At 61.1% G+C, this 16900-nt stretch carries 14 protein-coding genes; 8 read left to right on the top strand and 6 right to left on the bottom strand.

Annotation, left to right across the window (positions count from 1 at the left end):
* Positions 1-42: 42 nt before the first annotated feature.
* The 4 genes from purH (at position 43) to ACA057_RS02990 (ending at position 6640) form a co-directional block, all read left to right on the top strand.
* The gene (gene purH / locus ACA057_RS03005) at positions 43-1650 is read left to right on the top strand and encodes a bifunctional phosphoribosylaminoimidazolecarboxamide formyltransferase/IMP cyclohydrolase (RefSeq protein ID WP_497345830.1); all 1608 of its coding nucleotides are present in this window, start codon (positions 43-45) and stop codon (positions 1648-1650) included.
* 156 nt (positions 1651-1806) lie between these two features.
* On the top strand, positions 1807-3102 hold the full coding sequence (gene purD / locus ACA057_RS03000; RefSeq protein ID WP_401359805.1) for a phosphoribosylamine--glycine ligase: 1296 nt from the start codon (positions 1807-1809) through the stop codon (positions 3100-3102).
* A 99-nt stretch (positions 3103-3201) separates the two neighbouring features.
* On the top strand, positions 3202-5979 hold the full coding sequence (locus ACA057_RS02995) for a hybrid sensor histidine kinase/response regulator (protein WP_497345827.1): 2778 nt from the start codon (positions 3202-3204) through the stop codon (positions 5977-5979).
* A gap of 64 nt (positions 5980-6043) precedes the next feature.
* On the top strand, positions 6044-6640 hold the full coding sequence (locus ACA057_RS02990; RefSeq protein WP_059405740.1) for a MarC family protein: 597 nt from the start codon (positions 6044-6046) through the stop codon (positions 6638-6640).
* Positions 6641-6712: 72 nt separating this feature from the next.
* On the opposite strand, the gene ACA057_RS02985 is transcribed toward ACA057_RS02990, so the two are convergent.
* The 6 genes from ACA057_RS02985 to ACA057_RS02960 all read right to left on the bottom strand — a co-directional run bounded on the left by ACA057_RS02985 (position 6713) and on the right by ACA057_RS02960 (position 12975).
* On the bottom strand, positions 6713-7492 hold the full coding sequence (locus tag ACA057_RS02985; RefSeq protein WP_497345825.1) for a hypothetical protein: 780 nt from the start codon (positions 7490-7492) through the stop codon (positions 6713-6715).
* 213 nt (positions 7493-7705) lie between these two features.
* Positions 7706-9397, bottom strand: a complete 1692-nt coding sequence (gene cobJ / locus ACA057_RS02980) for a precorrin-3B C(17)-methyltransferase (RefSeq protein ID WP_497345823.1) — start codon at positions 9395-9397, stop codon at positions 7706-7708.
* Positions 9397-10128, bottom strand: a complete 732-nt coding sequence (locus ACA057_RS02975; RefSeq protein ID WP_497349792.1) for a precorrin-2 C(20)-methyltransferase — start codon at positions 10126-10128, stop codon at positions 9397-9399. Before ACA057_RS02975 ends, cobJ begins: the two co-directional genes overlap by 1 nt.
* Entirely contained in the window at positions 10128-10754 is a 627-nt protein-coding gene (locus tag ACA057_RS02970) for a precorrin-8X methylmutase (RefSeq protein ID WP_497345821.1), read from the bottom strand. The genes ACA057_RS02975 and ACA057_RS02970 overlap by 1 nt, the downstream gene beginning before the upstream one ends.
* Positions 10754-12154: a precorrin-3B synthase gene (gene cobG, locus ACA057_RS02965; protein WP_497349790.1), complete on the bottom strand. Its 1401-nt coding sequence runs from the start codon at positions 12152-12154 to the stop codon at positions 10754-10756. Before cobG ends, ACA057_RS02970 begins: the two co-directional genes overlap by 1 nt.
* A gap of 62 nt (positions 12155-12216) precedes the next feature.
* A complete protein-coding gene (locus ACA057_RS02960) occupies positions 12217-12975 on the bottom strand; it encodes a hypothetical protein (protein ID WP_497345819.1) in 759 nt (252 codons plus the stop codon).
* A 266-nt stretch (positions 12976-13241) separates the two neighbouring features.
* Here ACA057_RS02960 and cbiE point away from each other — a divergent pair, with 266 nt between their 5' ends.
* From cbiE to ACA057_RS02940, 4 genes are all read left to right on the top strand, one after another.
* Positions 13242-14453 (top strand): precorrin-6y C5,15-methyltransferase (decarboxylating) subunit CbiE, encoded by a 1212-nt coding sequence (gene cbiE, locus ACA057_RS02955; protein WP_497345817.1) that lies wholly within the window; start codon positions 13242-13244, stop codon positions 14451-14453.
* Positions 14446-15543 (top strand): cobalt-precorrin-5B (C(1))-methyltransferase, encoded by a 1098-nt coding sequence (locus ACA057_RS02950; RefSeq protein WP_497345815.1) that lies wholly within the window; start codon positions 14446-14448, stop codon positions 15541-15543. The genes cbiE and ACA057_RS02950 overlap by 8 nt, the downstream gene beginning before the upstream one ends.
* Positions 15540-16268, top strand: coding sequence for a cobalt-precorrin-6A reductase (locus ACA057_RS02945; RefSeq protein ID WP_497345813.1), 729 nt, complete (start codon positions 15540-15542; stop codon positions 16266-16268). The genes ACA057_RS02950 and ACA057_RS02945 overlap by 4 nt, the downstream gene beginning before the upstream one ends.
* A 259-nt stretch (positions 16269-16527) precedes the next feature.
* The gene (locus ACA057_RS02940; RefSeq protein ID WP_497345811.1) at positions 16528-16818 is read left to right on the top strand and encodes an addiction module antidote protein; all 291 of its coding nucleotides are present in this window, start codon (positions 16528-16530) and stop codon (positions 16816-16818) included.
* The last annotated feature ends 82 nt before the right edge of the window (positions 16819-16900 follow it).

Below are 16900 nucleotides of genomic sequence, written 5' to 3'. Positions count from 1 at the left end.
TCGCCTTTTTTGCTGACTCCTTTGCTTTTGATGGAAATTGAAATGACCGACCAGACTACCCGCCTGCCGATCCGCCGCGCCTTGATCAGCGTTTCCGACAAGACCGGGATCCTCGAATTCGCCAAAGAGCTTGAAGCCCTGGGCGTCGAGATCCTCTCCACCGGCGGAACGTTCAAGCTGCTGCGCGACAACGGTGTTGCCGCAGTGGAAGTCGCGGACTACACCGGTTTCGCAGAAATGATGGACGGTCGGGTGAAAACCCTGCACCCGAAAATCCACGGCGGGATCCTCGGTCGTCGCGGTATCGACGACGCCATCATGAACGAGCACGGCATCAAGCCGATCGACCTGGTAGCGGTCAACCTCTACCCGTTCGAAGCCACCATCAACAAGCCTGGCTGCGACCTGCCGACCGCTATCGAGAACATCGACATTGGCGGCCCGACCATGGTTCGCTCGGCTGCCAAGAACCACAAAGACGTGGCCATCGTGGTCAACGCCAGCGACTACGCCAACGTGCTGGAAGGCCTCAAGGCCGGCGGCCTGACCTACGCTCAGCGTTTCGACCTGATGCTCAAGGCCTTCGAACACACCGCTGCCTACGACGGCATGATCGCCAACTACATGGGCACCGTTAACCAGGCGGCTGAAACCCTCAGCACCGAAGGTCGCAGCGAGTTCCCGCGCACCTTCAACAGCCAGTTCGTCAAGGCTCAGGAAATGCGCTACGGCGAGAACCCGCACCAGAGCGCGGCGTTCTACGTGGAAGCCAAACCGGCCGAAGTCGGCATCGCCACCGCGACCCAACTGCAAGGCAAAGAGCTGTCGTACAACAACGTGGCCGACACCGACGCCGCGCTGGAATGCGTGAAGAGCTTCGTCAAGCCCGCCTGCGTGATCGTCAAGCACGCCAACCCGTGCGGCGTGGCCGTGAGCCCGGACGCCGAAGGCGGCATCCGTCAGGCCTACGAACTGGCTTACGCCACCGACACTGAATCGGCATTCGGCGGCATCATCGCGTTCAACCGCGAACTGGATGCAGAAACCGCCAAGGCCATCGTCGAGCGTCAGTTCGTCGAAGTGATCATTGCCCCAAGCGTCAGCGCAGAAGCCCGCGCGATTGTGGCGGCCAAAGCCAACGTGCGCCTGCTGGCCTGCGGCGAGTGGTCGGCTGATCGCGCCGCTGCCTGGGACTACAAACGCGTCAACGGTGGCCTGCTGGTGCAGAGCCGCGACATCGGCATGATCAGCGCCGACGACCTGAAAGTCGTGACCAAGCGCGCGCCGACCGAACAGGAAATCCACGACCTGATCTTCGCCTGGAAAGTCGCCAAGTACGTCAAGTCCAACGCCATCGTCTACGCCAAGAACCGCCAGACCATCGGTGTCGGCGCTGGCCAGATGAGCCGCGTAAACTCTGCGCGTATCGCTGCGATCAAGGCTGAACATGCGGGCTTGCAGGTGGCAGGCTCGGTGATGGCCTCCGACGCGTTCTTCCCGTTCCGCGACGGCCTGGACAACGCGGCCAAGGTCGGCATCACTGCGGTGATCCAGCCAGGCGGCTCGATGCGTGATGCGGAAGTGATTGCCGCTGCTGACGAAGCCGGCATCGCCATGGTTTTCACCGGCATGCGCCACTTCCGTCACTGATTCAACTCGATCCAAATGTGGGAGCTGGCCTGCCAGCGATAGCATCTCCTCGGTCTAATTGATGAACCGAGTCGCCTGCATCGCCGGCAGGCCAGCTCCCACAGAAAAGCAGCTTTAGTGCTGCCTCCAGAATTAGCGTCATCCGAGGTTTTTGAAATGAATGTTTTGATCATTGGCAGCGGTGGCCGTGAACACGCCCTGGCCTGGAAAGTGGCTCAGGATCCGCGTGTGCAGAAAGTTTTCGTGGCCCCCGGCAACGCCGGCACCGCCATTGAAGCCAAGTGCGAGAACGTTGCCATCGACGTACTGGCCCTTGAGCAGCTGGCTGATTTTGCCGAGAAAAACGTTTCCCTGACCATCGTTGGCCCGGAAGTGCCGCTGGTCGCTGGCGTGGTCGATCTGTTCCGCTCTCGCGGCCTCGATTGCTTCGGCCCGACCGCTGGCGCCGCGCAGCTGGAAGGTTCGAAAGCCTTCACCAAGGACTTCCTGGCTCGCCACAAGATTCCAACCGCCGACTACCAGAACTTCACCGAGATCGAGCCCGCCCTGGCTTATCTGCGTGAAAAAGGCGCGCCGATCGTGATCAAGGCCGATGGCCTGGCCGCCGGCAAAGGCGTGATCGTTGCCATGACGCTGACTGAAGCCGAAGACGCCGTGCGCGACATGTTGGCGGGCAATGCGTTCGGCGACGCCGGTTCTCGCGTCGTGATCGAAGAGTTCCTCGACGGCGAAGAAGCCAGCTTCATCGTCATGGTCGACGGCAAGAACGTATTGCCGATGGCCACCAGCCAGGACCACAAACGCGTCGGCGACGGCGACACCGGTCCGAACACCGGCGGCATGGGGGCTTACTCCCCGGCCCCAGTGGTTACCAGCGAAGTGCACCAGCGCGTCATGGACCTGGTGATCTGGCCGACCGTGCGCGGCATGGCCGAGGAAGGCAACGTCTACACGGGTTTCCTGTACGCCGGCCTGATGATCGACAAGGTTGGTAACCCAAAAGTTATCGAATTCAACTGCCGTTTCGGCGACCCTGAGACCCAACCGGTGATGCTGCGCTTGCAGTCGAGCCTGGTGTTGCTGGTCGAAGCAGCCCTGGCGCAAGCCCTGGACAAGGTCGAAGCGCAATGGGATCCACGTCCGAGCGTCGGTATCGTGCTGGCCGCTGGCGGCTATCCGGGCGACTACGCTAAAGGCGTGGCCATCAACGGTCTGGATGCAGCCGCGGCACTGGAAGGCAAAGTCTTCCACGCAGGGACTGCACTCAAGGACGGTCAAGTGGTAACGGCCGGCGGTCGGGTACTGTGCGCCACCGCCATGGGTGCCAGCGTCGATGCTGCTCAGCAGCAGGCTTACAAGCTGGCGGCCAAAATCGATTGGGAAGGCTGTTTCTATCGCAAGGACATTGGCTACCGTGCCATTGCCCGCGAGCGTGGTGAAAATCAGGAATAGACCCGCCATTCGGCGAGGCAAGGGTGTTGGGCCCTTGCCGGACTATTCGGGCGCCGCGCATAGTTATATTCTGGCATCAACCTACGAAGGGATTTCGCCGTGCGCTGGCTCAGGATTGCCATAGGTTTAACCGTCACACTGCTGACCTTGCTCTGCATGCTCCCGGCCCAGGCCGCGCAAGGCAGTGGCTGGGCGGTATTGCTCGACGAACAGGGCGACCTGCAGCTGAGCGACATCCGTTCTGCTCGCTACACCAATCAATTCAGTCCCATCGAACTCGACCGCCTCACCGCGGCCGAGCCCGAGGGCGCGTTATGGCTGCGCTTCAGGCTCGCGCCGGGCAAGCACGAACAATTGCTGCGGGTATTCGCTCCCGATCTGTCGCACCTTCATCTGTATGTGCTGGACGGCGACACGCTGATCGAGCAACTGAACACCGGCACCCAGCAGCCCCAGGCCGAGCGACCACTGCCCAGCAGTGATTTCATGTTGCCGTTGCCGCAAAGCGACAAACCCCTCGACGTTTACCTGCGACTGGTTTCCGACCACCAGTTGAGGCCTCTTATCACCCTGCAATCGGCAGTCTCGACGGCGGCCAACCAGAATCAGACGCTGATCTACGGCCTGCTGTTCGGCTGCATCGGCATGCTGATCCTGCACAACCTCATTCGTTACGCCTACACCCGTTCGCGCAGCAGCCTCTGGCTGGCCAGCTGCGAAGCGCTGTTGATGCTCAGCCTGGCGCTGCTGTTGAACCTGGTGGGGCCATGGCTGCCGAACTGGCACGCGATACAAACGCCCGGCGCGTACCTCGCCTTGCTGATGACCGCACCGTGCGGCCTGATGTTCGCCTACCGCTTCTTTGCCCCACTCGGCCCGCATCCGCTGAACAAACTGCTGCTGGGCGACATCCTGTTCATCATGGTCTGCAGCCTGTTGCTGCTGTTCGTCAATACGCTGCCGCTGAACATCATTACCTACGCGCTGGTCGCCCTCGCCGGTCTGACCATGCTGTTCGTCAGCGCCTTTCACTGGCAGAAAGGCTATCGCCCGGCGCGGCTGTTCGTGGCAGCCATGGTGGTGTTCAACCTCGGGACGCTGATTATCCTCCCGGCCCTGCTGGGGCTGACCCTGATTGAACCGCAAGGCCTGATCACCATTTTGCTGGGGTTCATCTGCATCAGCGGCCTGCTGATGAGCATTGCCCTGAGCGAACGCCAGCGCAGCATCACCGAGGACCGTTTCAGCGTCAGCCGTGACCTCGCGGCCAGCAACGCCGAGATCAATGCCAAGGCCGAATTCCTGGCCAAGATCAGCCACGAAATCCGCACCCCGATGAATGGCGTGCTGGGCATGACCGAGCTCCTGCTCGGCACGCCGCTGTCGGTCAAGCAGCGCGACTATGTGCAAACGATTCACAGCGCCGGCAACGAACTGCTGACCCTGATCAACGAGATTCTCGACATTTCCAAGCTCGAATCCGGGCAGATCGAACTGGACGATGTGCAGTTCGATCTCAACGCATTGATCGAAGATTGCCTGAGTATCTTCCGCGCCAAGGCCGAACAGCAGAACGTCGAGCTGATCAGCTTTATCCAGCCGCAAGTCCCGCGGGTCATCAGCGGTGACCCGACGCGATTGCGCCAGACTTTGCTGAGCCTGCTGGAAAACGCCCTGAAGAAAACCGATGAAGGCGAGATCCTGATCGTCGTCGCCCTGGACGAACGCAGCGCTAAACCGCGTTTGCGCATCGCCGTGCAAGACAGTGGCGAACCCATGGACGCCGAAGAACGCGATGCGCTGATGCACGCCGAACTGCACAGCAAAAATTTCCTCTCGGCCACTCGTTTGGGCGGCAATCTGGGGCTGGTGATTGCCCGTCAGCTGATTCGCTTGATGAACGGAGAGTTTGGCATCAAGAGTGGCAGCAGCCAGGGCAGTACCTTGTGGCTGACCCTGCCACTGGACCCGGACCGCCTCGAACACCCGACCTCCGACCTCGATGGCCCGCTGCAGGGTGCACGGGTGCTGGTGGTGGACGACAACGACACGTGTCGCAAAGTGCTGGTGCAACAGTGCAGCGCCTGGGGCCTGAATGTCAGTGCCGTAGCATCCGGTAAAGAGGCACTCGCGTTGCTGCGCACCAAGGCGCACCTGCGCGACTACTTCGACGTGGTCCTGCTCGACCAGAACATGCCCGGCATGACCGGCATGCAACTGGCGGCGAAGATCAAGGAAGACCCGAGCCTGAATCACGACATCCTGCTGATCATGCTCACCGGCATCAGCAATGCACCGAGCAAGATCATTGCGCGCAACTCCGGGATCAAACGCATCCTCGCCAAACCGGTGGCCGGCTATACCCTCAAGACCACGCTGGCGGATGAGCTGACTCAACGAAACAAAGGCCTCAGCGTCTCGCCGAACCTGCCCACCGGCCCAACCCTGCCGGTAAAGGTACCCAGCGATTTCCGCATCCTGGTGGCCGAAGACAACAGCATCTCGACCAAGGTCATTCGCGGCATGCTCGGCAAACTCAACCTGCAGCCGGATACTGCCAGCAATGGCGAAGAAGCCTTGCAGGCAATGAAAGCCCAGCGTTACGACCTGGTGCTGATGGATTGCGAAATGCCGATCCTCGACGGCTTCTCGGCTACCCAGCAATTGCGCGCCTGGGAAGTCGGCAACCAGCGGGTTCGCACGCCTGTGGTGGCGCTGACCGCACACATCCTCGCCGAGCATAAAGAGCGCGCGCGCCAGGCCGGCATGGACGGGCACATGGCCAAGCCGGTCGAGCTGTCGCAGTTGCGCGACCTGATCGAACACTGGGTTGCCCAGCGCGATCAACAGATCCGGGCGGCGACGCAAACGTCCTGAGCCGACAGACCCCGCAGCGCCTGATAGACTCCCCCTCGACTTCCCTCGCCAGTGAGCTTGCACCATGCTCCACGTGTTGTTCAGCGTTTACCTGAAGATGCTGGTGCTCTACAGCCCATTCTTCGTTTTGTCCTGCTTCATCAGCCTGACCCGCGGCTATTCGCGCAAGGAACAGCGCCGGCTGGCCTGGAAAGTGGCGACCGCCACGCTGGTCTCCAGCGTCTTGCTGTATTTGTTCGGACGGGTGATTTTCAGTGTGTTCGGCATCACCGTGGACGCGTTCCGCATCGGTGCCGGCAGCGTGCTGTTTATCTCGGCGCTGGGCATGGCCCAAGGCAAGTCGGCGGTGCAGACCGACAACGTGCAACAGGACGTGACCATCGTCCCGCTCACCATCCCGCTGACGGTCGGCCCCGGCACCATCGGCGCCTTGCTGGTGATGGGCGTGAGCCAGCCGCACTGGGACGACAAGCTCACCGCGATCATCAGTATTGCCCTGGCCAGTTTCACGGTCGGCGTGGTGCTTTACCTGTCCAACCGCATCGAGCGCATTCTCGGTGACCAGGGTTTGCAGATTGTCAGCCGCTTGATGGGGTTGTTCGTCTGCGCACTGGCGGCGCAAATTATCTTCACCGGGGTGAAGGGGTATCTGGTGCCGTAACGGCGCCACGGGATACTTTTTTTTGCCGGACACAAAGGCGAGAACTTCGCCCTCCGAAGTTCTCGCACACCTTTACAGCGGGGTCTTGAAGTAAGCCAACCGACTCTTGTCGACCTCGGACTGAATAATATCCTTGACCACGTTATAGGCGCGTCGATTCAACGTTCGGCGGGTAGCGGCGTTATACAACCTGATGTCTTCTTTTCGAAACTTGAAGAACAATACCTTGGTAATGATCTCGCGAGATTCCATTTGCATGGCACATGCAATCATGGTCGGCCGGCCGCCCAGGGAAACACAGGGAACAGCCTGAAAGTTGGCAGCCTTGTTCTTTTTGCTTTTAAGTTCCACCAACTTGATCGCGCCTTCATTTTTCTCCAGCGAATCAAAGGCTGCGGAGATCAGCGGCAGAACCTGTAATTTATCGGCACCCGCAACCAGCGCGATAATCTTCAGGGCCGCCTCATCCAGAGTGAGATCAATTTCCTGACTGATGTACTCTTTGTACGGATCGTTCACGGTCGGCCAACCGCAGTTCGTCACCGCCTTGCTGTATTCGCCATACCACTCACGGCGCTGGGTTTCACGATTGAACAGTTGGTCGGCGCGAATTTCCGCATACAGAATCGTGTCATCGAATGCCTGGCGATCATCTTCCGACAGCGCTTGATCATACGCAGCGACAGTCGAACCCAGAACGGCAGCTGCCTCACTACCGACGGGTTCAGAAACACTACTTAGAGTTGCCATTCGCTGCTGGCGCATCCGTTGTACCGGCGCCTCGGTCAATCCAAAATATTTCAACTGCGCCGCATAGTCGAAAGGTGCAGCCATCGTGGTACTTGCATTCATCTTATTCACTACCCTGTTATTAAATAAGCCTGCCTCATGCAGACCACTAAAACCTAACAACCAAATCCTCCACAGTCAAACCCGCAAAACACCAATGTTATTTAAAGTATTTCGACGCGCCCACAGAGCTCGCAACTAACAAGTCAAAACTAAAGTTCTTATAAGAATATTCAATTGTGGAGTTGGCCGGCATTGCGCTGGCCACTCATTAGTTTATGGCTTGCTGCCATACCACCGGGGTGTGTACACCCACTCCCCTCCGTCTGCACGGGGGAATACACACGTGGTCGACGACCCGATAAGGACCATGGTGCGCATGTCCACCTGATCGGGGGTTAATTGTCCCAGGGTGGTGACCCGCAAGGTCTGCCCTGGACGACCGATATCGCGGCCCAGTACAACGGGCGTATGAGGGAGGCGATGCTGCGCGACAATCTCCAGCGCGCGACCCAATTGCCAGGGGCGTGAGCGGGAAATCGGATTGTAGAAAGCCAGCGCCAGATCGGCTTCGGCGGCCAGGTCCAGACGCTTCTCGATGATCGACCAGGGCTTGAGGTTGTCCGACAGCGACATCACGCAGAAGTCATGCCCCAACGGCGCGCCGGCCTGGGCAGCCGTCGCCAGTGATGCAGAGACGCCCGGCAAAATCTCCAGATCGACGTTGTGCCAGTGGGCATCGGTGGACTCGTGCAAGGCTTCCAGCACGGCGGCAGCCATGGCAAAAACCCCCGGATCGCCAGACGACACCACGACTACCGACCGCCCTTGGGCTGCCAGTTCAAACGCATGACGCGCGCGCTGCATCTCTTCGCGATTGTCGGTGCAGTGCATCACCTGATCGGCGCGAAATGGCCCGGCCATGCGCACATAGGTTTCGTAGCCCAGCACATCATTGGCGCGGGCCAGCTCCGCCTTCACCGCCGGCACCATCAGCTCGGCAGCACCCGGCCCCAAACCAATCACCGCCAGACGCCCGCGCGGGCGACCGATCTGCAAGGGGTCCAGCGGTTGCTCGGCCACCGCGATGGCAATCGTGTCATCGCCGTAGAGCGCAGCAGGTTGCCCGATAGCGTTTTGGGCCAGTTCTCGAACACTCTCGGCACCCGCAGCAAATCGCAACGGCACACCCAGTTCCAGTGCGGCTTCACGCAACGCCGGGCTGGCTATTTCAGTATCGGCGGCCAACAAACAGGCCACCGATTGCACGGCAATTTTTTCTTGATGCAACGCCGCGCGAATCGCAGCCGATACCGCACCGCCATTCACCGCAACCAGTACGTTGCGCGGGTAGATCATCAACTCACTGGCCGCAGGCTCACGCTCGGCATGGCCGACGTGAACCGCCAGCCGCGCCTGTGGGTCTTCAGGCAATTGCGCCTGCGCCAACCACGGCGCCGAGCCTTCGATGCGCAGTGTTTCACCGGCCAACAGATCGGACACGAAACGCTTGCCCAGCTCCAGATCCCCCAAGGCATAGCCGCTGGGTGGATTGAGCAGGCAGGTACCGAAACGCAATTCGCCGCTGGTGGTAATGGCGGCAGCCACGTTGAGATGGGCGGCAATCTCCCGCGCCAATACGTTTACGCCACCCAGGCCGCCGAGCAGCGGCACCACCGCACTGCCGTCTTCGGCCACCGCCAGCACGGGCGGTTCGGCGCCTTTTTCAAGCAGCAGCGGCGCCAGCGTGCGAATCACGATGCCGGCCGCGCACAGGGCGATGATCGGCGTGTCCTGCTGATAGAGCTCACGCAGGGTCGCGCCGAACTCGCGATAGAGACGATCCGCGCCGTCGACCCGTTCAGCCAGTCCATGAATCAGTGCACCGGGGTACAGCTGTTGAATGTTGCGCGCAGTGGCGAGGCTGCCATTACCAAGAATGACAATCGCCGGAGCAGAAAGGGCCATCAGCCTTGCCACCTTTCACCCGGAACGATGATCAACGAGAAGTACGGCGAGGACATCGGCTCGACCTGATCCAGCGGCACGATCTTCTGATTGGCCATCGTCGCGCGTTCGACGTACAGCGCCCGCTCGGCCAGGCCGAGTTCTTCGAGCACCTGGCGAACCTTGGGAAAGTTGCGCCCCAGTTTCATGATCACTGCGGCATCGGCATCGGCCAAACGGCGCTTGAGGTCGTCATGCGGCAACACACCGGATAACACCGACAGGCTCTGGTTGCGATACACCAGCGGCGCACCGAGTACCGAAGCACCGCCGAGCATCGAGCAAACGCCCGGCACGACCTCCGCTTCATAGCGCTCGGCCAGGCGATCGTGCAGGTACATGTAGGAACCGTAGAAAAACGGATCACCTTCGCAAATCACCGCCACGTCACGGCCGGCATCGAGATGCGCGGCGAGTTCTTCGCCCGCTGCATCGTAGAAATCGCTGATCACTTGCTCGTAGGACAGCGGAGCCGGCAACGCCTCGGTGGTCACCGGGTAAATCAGCGGCAGCAAGGTTTGCGCGTCCTGCAAATGCGCTTCGATGATGCCGAAGGCATTGCCTTTTTTGCCCTTGGCCACGAAGTACGCCACCACCGGCGATTCGCGCAGCAGTCGCAGGGCCTTGACGGTAATCAGTTCCGGATCACCCGGGCCCACGCCGAGGCCGATCAAACGTCCAGGTTGCTGCATCATTCGATCTCCGTGGCGAGGGCATTGACGGCTGCGGCGGCCATGGCGCTACCGCCCAACCGGCCTTGCATGATGACGAAGGGCACACCGCGACTGTCTGCCGCCAGCATCGCCTTGGATTCTGCAGCGCCGACAAAGCCCACCGGGAAACCGAGGATAAGCGCCGGTTTCGGTGCGCCGGCGTCGAGCATTTCCAGCAGATAAAACAGCGCGGTCGGCGCGTTGCCGATTACCACCACGCTGCCTTCCAGGTGCGGGCGCCACAGTTCCAGCGCAGCGGCGGAACGGGTGTTGCCCAGCTCACGGGCCAGGTCCGGAACGCTTTCATCACGCAGGGTGCAGATGACCTGATTGTTCGCCGGCAAACGCGTGCGGGTCACGCCTTCGGAGACCATTCGTGCATCACACAGAATCGGAGCACCGGCGGCCAGCGCCTCGCGCCCGGCCTTGCCCGCGCCTTCGGAGAATTGCAGGCCGTCAATCGCATCGACCATGCCGCAGGCGTGAATCACGCGTACGGCGAGTTTTTCCAGATCGGCCGGGATGCGCTCGAGGTTGGCCTCGGCGCGAATGATCGCGAAGGAGTTGCGATAGATCTCCTGACCGTCGCGGATGTAATCAAGCATCAAAAAGGGCTCCGTGAGCGGGCGTCGAGCAAGGCGCCGACCGCTTCAATAGTAAGGTTGCGTGCGTGCAGGGCGCCGAAACCCGGCTGCCCCGCTTCGCGAAAATAGAGGTCGTAGCGACCGGGACTCACGGCCAGCAGCGTGACGGGCGCGACGTGCGCGGCGGCGCAGGAACGCGGGCAACCGGACAGGTGCACGCTCAGCTCAGTGTCTTTTTGCTGGAGCAATGCGGCCAGTTGCAGCCCATCGTGTTTGGTGTCGGCCCGCGACTTTTGACAGCCAGCCGAACCGGTGCAGGCGATTACTCGCGCCAGCGCCTGCGTGGGAGAACAGAGCCATCCAAGTTGCTGCAAGCGCTCGCAGACGTGCGGCGCATCACGCTCGCGCAAGTTGGGCAGCAGCAACCCTTGCCAAGGCGTGAACCGCAACGTGCCGTCGCCGTACTCATCGGCCAATTGGGCCGCACCGCTGAGCATCAGCGGATCGAGCCGACCAAGAGGCGCGACGGTGCCAACATAGACCCGGCCACGAGTACGTTGCGCATGGACACCCAGGTGCAGCGACTGCGTATCGACACGACGACACCAATCGCTGACAGGCACCGGCGCAACGCTCAGGCGCTGCGTCAATTGCGCGAGAAAATCAGCCGCCGGGCACTCGGCCAGCAGGTGGCGCATGCGTGTCTGGTCGTTGCGGGCCAGGTCGAGGAACAACTCCAGAATCTTGAATACCAGTTCGTGCCCAAGGGCCAGGGGCACGGCGGCCAAGGGCGGGTCGATCGGGCTTCCGGCCAGACCAAACGCCAGCATGATCCGGCCTTCTACCTCGATTGCGGAGAGCCACACGTCATGGTGATGTTCGAGCATCGCCAACGCCTCACCGGCGTCGAGTTGCACGGCAAACTTGGCGGACAATTGATGAAAGCGTTGGTGACTTTGCAGGCTGGCGAGGATGTCTTCGGCCAGCGGGCGAATGTCGACCCGCATGTGCCGATCAAGCCCGGCACAAGGGCTCAGCATCAGGTTGCGCACATCATCGCCGCTGACGGTCGACGATCCCAGGCCGGCGCCCACCAGCCGCTCGACCAGCGCTGCATGGGCCTCGCCGATGCCGCGAATCTGCAGGTTGGCGCGGTTGGTCGCTTCGATGACTCCGCCGGCGAACTGCTGCGCGGCCTCAGCAACCGCCCTGGCCTGACCACTGCTGATCGAACCACCGGGCAGCTTGATGCGACAGATCCCGCCGTCCAACGCCTGGACGAGACGAAACAACCCCGGACAAGCCGAGGGGCGCGCAGTCTCTACGAGCGACGGTACAGAGGGTGATGTGTTCAAGGTGAACCCGTGCAAAGCACTTCCTGGGCGGAGGCCGCGTATTATGCCTGCTTTGCTACAGGGTATGAAAAGCTTGTCGGACGACCAGAGCATTCACTGCCCCGGTGCCAGACCCTGCCGGTTCCTCCTCAAATCCGCATCAGATAGTCGCGGCTGCGCTGGGTAATCTTCGCCCGCATCGCGGCGGCCACCTCGCCGAAGCGTTTCTTGTCCAGCGTAAACGCCCCATAGTGCTGAACCAGCGTGACCTCGTGATCCAGCCACTTGATGAACAGAAACCGCTCCGGACTCACCTCGGCGTCATACCAGGAGTGCACCAGCATGAGGGTCAGTTGACCCTTGGCATCATAGGCACAAGGCATCGTTTGAAAATGCCGACTGCGCTCCCGCCCACTTTTTTGCGCGAACAGGATTGAGGCCTGCAAATTGTCTTTCAATGACTCGAAAGCCCCCATTGCAGCGTCGTACACAGGCGCGCTGACGGTGGGCTTCAATGTGTCGAGGATCGCACTGGTTATCGGCTCATACAGTACGGTCAATTGACTTTCGAGCATGACCGGACGCTGATGTATCCAACCGAGATGCCATAAGCCCAGCGTGTAATGTTGCAACCACTCATACCATTGGGTTTCGCGGTTATAGCGCGTGTCTGTGTACTGCTCGAGGTAAAGCGCACAGTCCAGCACGGCCTGCTCATCGCCTTCGGACACAGCCCCGGCGACAGCGACAATTGAGCTACCCGCAACGGATGCACGAACGTTGGCGGAGGTGCTGGCAGCCAATGAGCGTGGCATGGCGTGGGGGCCTCTTGCGTCAGGTGCAGGGAGCAGTCCAAGAAAGGTCAGGCGCTGCTCCAGCGTCGGATACTCCATAGAGGTGTCAAACATAAAATTCCTTTTTATATAATTAAGCTCAGTATTGATGACTGCATCTTCAAACTAACTAAACACGGCGCCCTACAACAACTTCGATATGGCACAAGATATTTAACGGCGCATCACTTAGTTCACCCTTTACTCGCCATAACTCCTCCCGATCCGACTTTCCGCCCAGTACGCGGCATGCGTGAAAAACAGCACAGGCGCGGTATCATCCCGCGCAGGCCCGAACCCGGTGACAACCCATGCGGTGGGCGTTTTTTGAGGAGCACGCAGTGACACCCTGGTTGACGGTAGTAGGCATCGGTGAAGACGGTTTCAAGGGTCTGGGCAAGAACGCCCGGCACGCACTGCTGCGTGCCTCACGGATCTTCGGCGGCCAACGGCATCTGGATTTGCTGCCGCCGTGCATTCGTGGTGAGCGTCAACGCTGGCCAAGTCCGTTTTCCCTTGAGCCGGTCCTGGCCTTGCGTGGCGACCCCGTCTGCGTGCTGGCCAGCGGCGACCCGATGTTTTTCGGCGTGGGCGCCAGTCTTGCGCGGAAATTAACTGGCGATGAAATGCTGATCTTGCCGGCCCCCTCATCTTGCTCTCTGGCCGCCGCGCGACTGGGCTGGCCGTTACAGGAGGTGGTGACGCTGTCAGTGGTCGCCCGTCCCGTCGCCGCACTCAACGCACAACTGTTCAGCGGTGTGCGGTTGCTGGTGCTCAGCAACGATGGCCAAAGCCCCGCCGCGATTGCGGCGCTTTTACGTGAGCGCGGATTCGGCCCGAGTCGCCTCACGGTGCTGGAGCACTTGGGCGGCGCAGCCGAACGACGCATCGACGGCATCGCCAACGACTGGAGCGATCCGGTCATCGCTGATTTGAATCTGATCGCCATCGAGTGCATCGCCGAACCGAATACGCCGCGCCTGTCACGACTGGCCGGCCTGCCGGACGCTGCGTTCAAGCACGACGGCCAACTGACCAAACGCGACGTGCGCGCCATCACCCTCGCCCGCCTCGCCCCGACACCCGGCGAACTGCTGTGGGACGTCGGCGCTGGCAGCGGCTCGATCGGCATCGAATGGATGCGCGCCCACCCGAGCTGCCGGGCGTTGGCTATCGAGGCGGACGAAGGGCGGCAACAATTGATCGAGCACAACCGCGACGCCCTCGGCGTGCCCGGCCTGCAACTGATTCGCGGCAGTGCGCCGCAAGCCCTCGCCGGGCTGGAACACCCGGACGCGATTTTCATCGGTGGCGGCGTCACCCGCGACGGTGTGCTGGACGCGTGCTGGGCTGCACTCAAACCCGGTGGCCGGCTGATCGCCAACGCGGTCACGCTGCAAAGTGAAATGACCCTGATGGCCTGGCGCGAGCAACACGGCGGCGAGTTGACGCGCATTCATATCGCTCAAGCGCAACCGTTGGGCGACTTCGATACCTGGCGTCAGGCGTTGCCGATTACTTTGCTGGACGTGGTCAAACCCTTCGATGCGTGACGAAACCGCCGAACAACCCGCACCGCTGCGCAGCGGCCTGACCACCGGCAGCTGCGCCACCGCCACCAGCCTCGCGGCGGCCCGACTGTTGCTGTGCGGAATCCACTCGGACGCCGTGGAAATCGTCCTGCCCAAAGGCAAGCAGGTGCAGATGCGCCTGGAGTTCTGTCGCTTGATCGATGACGGCGCCGAAGCCGGAACGATCAAGGACGCCGGGGACGATCCGGACGTGACCCACGGGGCCCTGCTCTACTCCCAGGTGCGGTTGAGCGACGAGCCGGGCATTCGATTCAGCGCGGGTCGAGGTGTCGGCACGGTGACCCGACCGGGGTTGGTGCTGGGTGTCGGCGAACCGGCAATCAATCCGGTGCCTCGCAAGATGATGACCGATCACCTGATGCTGCTGGCCGAGGAACTCAAGTATCGCGGCGGCTTCGAGGTCACGGTGAACGTCGAGGGCGGCGAGGCGCTGGCGTTGAAAACCATGAACCCGCGACTGGGGATTCTCGGCGGCCTGTCGATTCTCGGCACCAGCGGCATCGTCCGGCCGTTCTCCTGCGCGGCCTACATTGCTTCGATCCATCAAGGCATCGACGTGGCCAAAACCAATGGCTACCTGCACATCGCCGCGTGCACCGGCAACGCCAGCGAAGACACCATGCGCCGGGTCTACAACCTGCCGGAAATCGCCCTGATCGAAATGGGCGACTTCGTCGGAGCGGTGCTCAAACACCTGCGCAAAGTGCCGGTGGATAAACTCAGCATCTGTGGTGGCTTCGGCAAGATCAGCAAACTGGCGGCCGGCCATATGGACTTGCACAGCCGGCATTCGAGCATCGACCTGCCGCAACTGGCCGAGTGGGCGGCGGCGGTCGGTGCCGATGAGGCGCTGCAGCAAAACATCCGCGACGCCAACACCAGTCAGCAGGCGTTGGCCATGGCCAGCGCCGTCGGGATCGCCCTCGGCGATGCGGTGTGTCAGCACGCCCTCGACTTCGCCCGCAGCGTGGTGCCGGCGCAGGTGCAAGTCGAAGTAGTTGCGATTGATCGCCAGGGCGGAATTGTCGGCCACGCGGGAGCTTTTCAATGAAGCGCATTTTGTTGCTGGGCGGCGTGACGGAGGCCCTGGCCATTGCCAGAATCCTTGGGCCACACCACATCTACAGCCTGGCCGGCGTCGGTCGCGTGCCGACGGACCTGACCTGCGAGGTTCGTGTCGGTGGCTACGGCGGCGCCGAAGGGCTGGCACAGTTCATTCGCGACCAAGGGATCGATCTGCTGCTGGACGCGACTCACCCGTACGCCGCACAAATCAGTCAGAACGCCGCGACGGCCGCGCAGTTGACCGGCATTCCTTGCTGGGCACTCCGGCGCCCGGCCTGGCAACCACAGGCCGGGGATGACTGGCGGGAAGTCAGCGACTGGGCCGAACTGATCGAAGCCTTGAAACCCTTCCGCCGACCGCTGTTCACCCTGGGCCGCGAACCGTTGCAGCACCTGGATGAAATCCCGCCGGAGCAATTCTGGACCTTGCGCGCGCTGGAGGTTTATCCGGGCAACCAGCGTTGTGAAGTGATTGGCGCACGTGGGCCGTTTTTTATTGAAGATGAGCGCGAGCTGTTTGAACGACGGCAGATTGATGTGCTGATCAGCAAGAACAGCGGGAGTACCGCGACCGAGCCGAAGCTGGAAGTGGCGCGGGAGCGTGGGGTGCCGGTGATTATTCTGCAGCGACCGGTGTTGCCGCGTGTGAATCGGGAGTTTTGGTCGGTAGGCGAAGTGCTGCGAGCAATGACAGAACAGCGGTTAACCTGAGAATTGCGAACGCCTGAAGACGCCTTCGCGGGCAAGCCCGCTCCCACAGGGTTTCTAGTCTGGCTCTGGATTTGTGCCCGACGAGGGTAAATGTGGGAGCGGGCTTGCCCGCGAAGGCGTCATGGCTGACGATGAAAAGGTTGGAGCCTACGAATCAAACAGAATTTACGTACAGCCTTTTAAAGTCCAACTGACTGGCTGACACAGCATTCAGGCATTACGTTTCTGACTCCTGCAAACCAGTAGTCAGAAAATTCTAATGACCGAACAATTCACCCGCTTCGACGCCGCCGAATTCCTCAAGACACCGGAAGAAATGGCCGCTTATCTGGATGCCTGCTTTGAAGAGGATGCAGGCGACGGTGTTCTGATACGCGCGGCACTCAACGACATAGCTCGTGCACAGGGCATGACACAAGTCGCGCGTGATGCGGGCCTGGGTCGCGAAAGTCTATACAAAGCATTGGGCAGTACTGGCAATCCAGAATTCGCGACTATCATGAAGGTTATGAAAGCCTTGGGTCTGCGCTTGCATGCCACTGCTATCTGATTGCGCTGCGACACCACACCGCACGCCGCTTTTTTACTTATCGGCACTGATCAGGCTAAATAGCCGCGCCTGATCGCCCACC

The sequence above is a fragment of the Pseudomonas sp. LBUM1661 genome, assembly GCF_059695925.1.
Note: the sequence above shows the minus strand (reverse complement) of the source record. Positions and strands in the feature narration are given on the sequence as shown.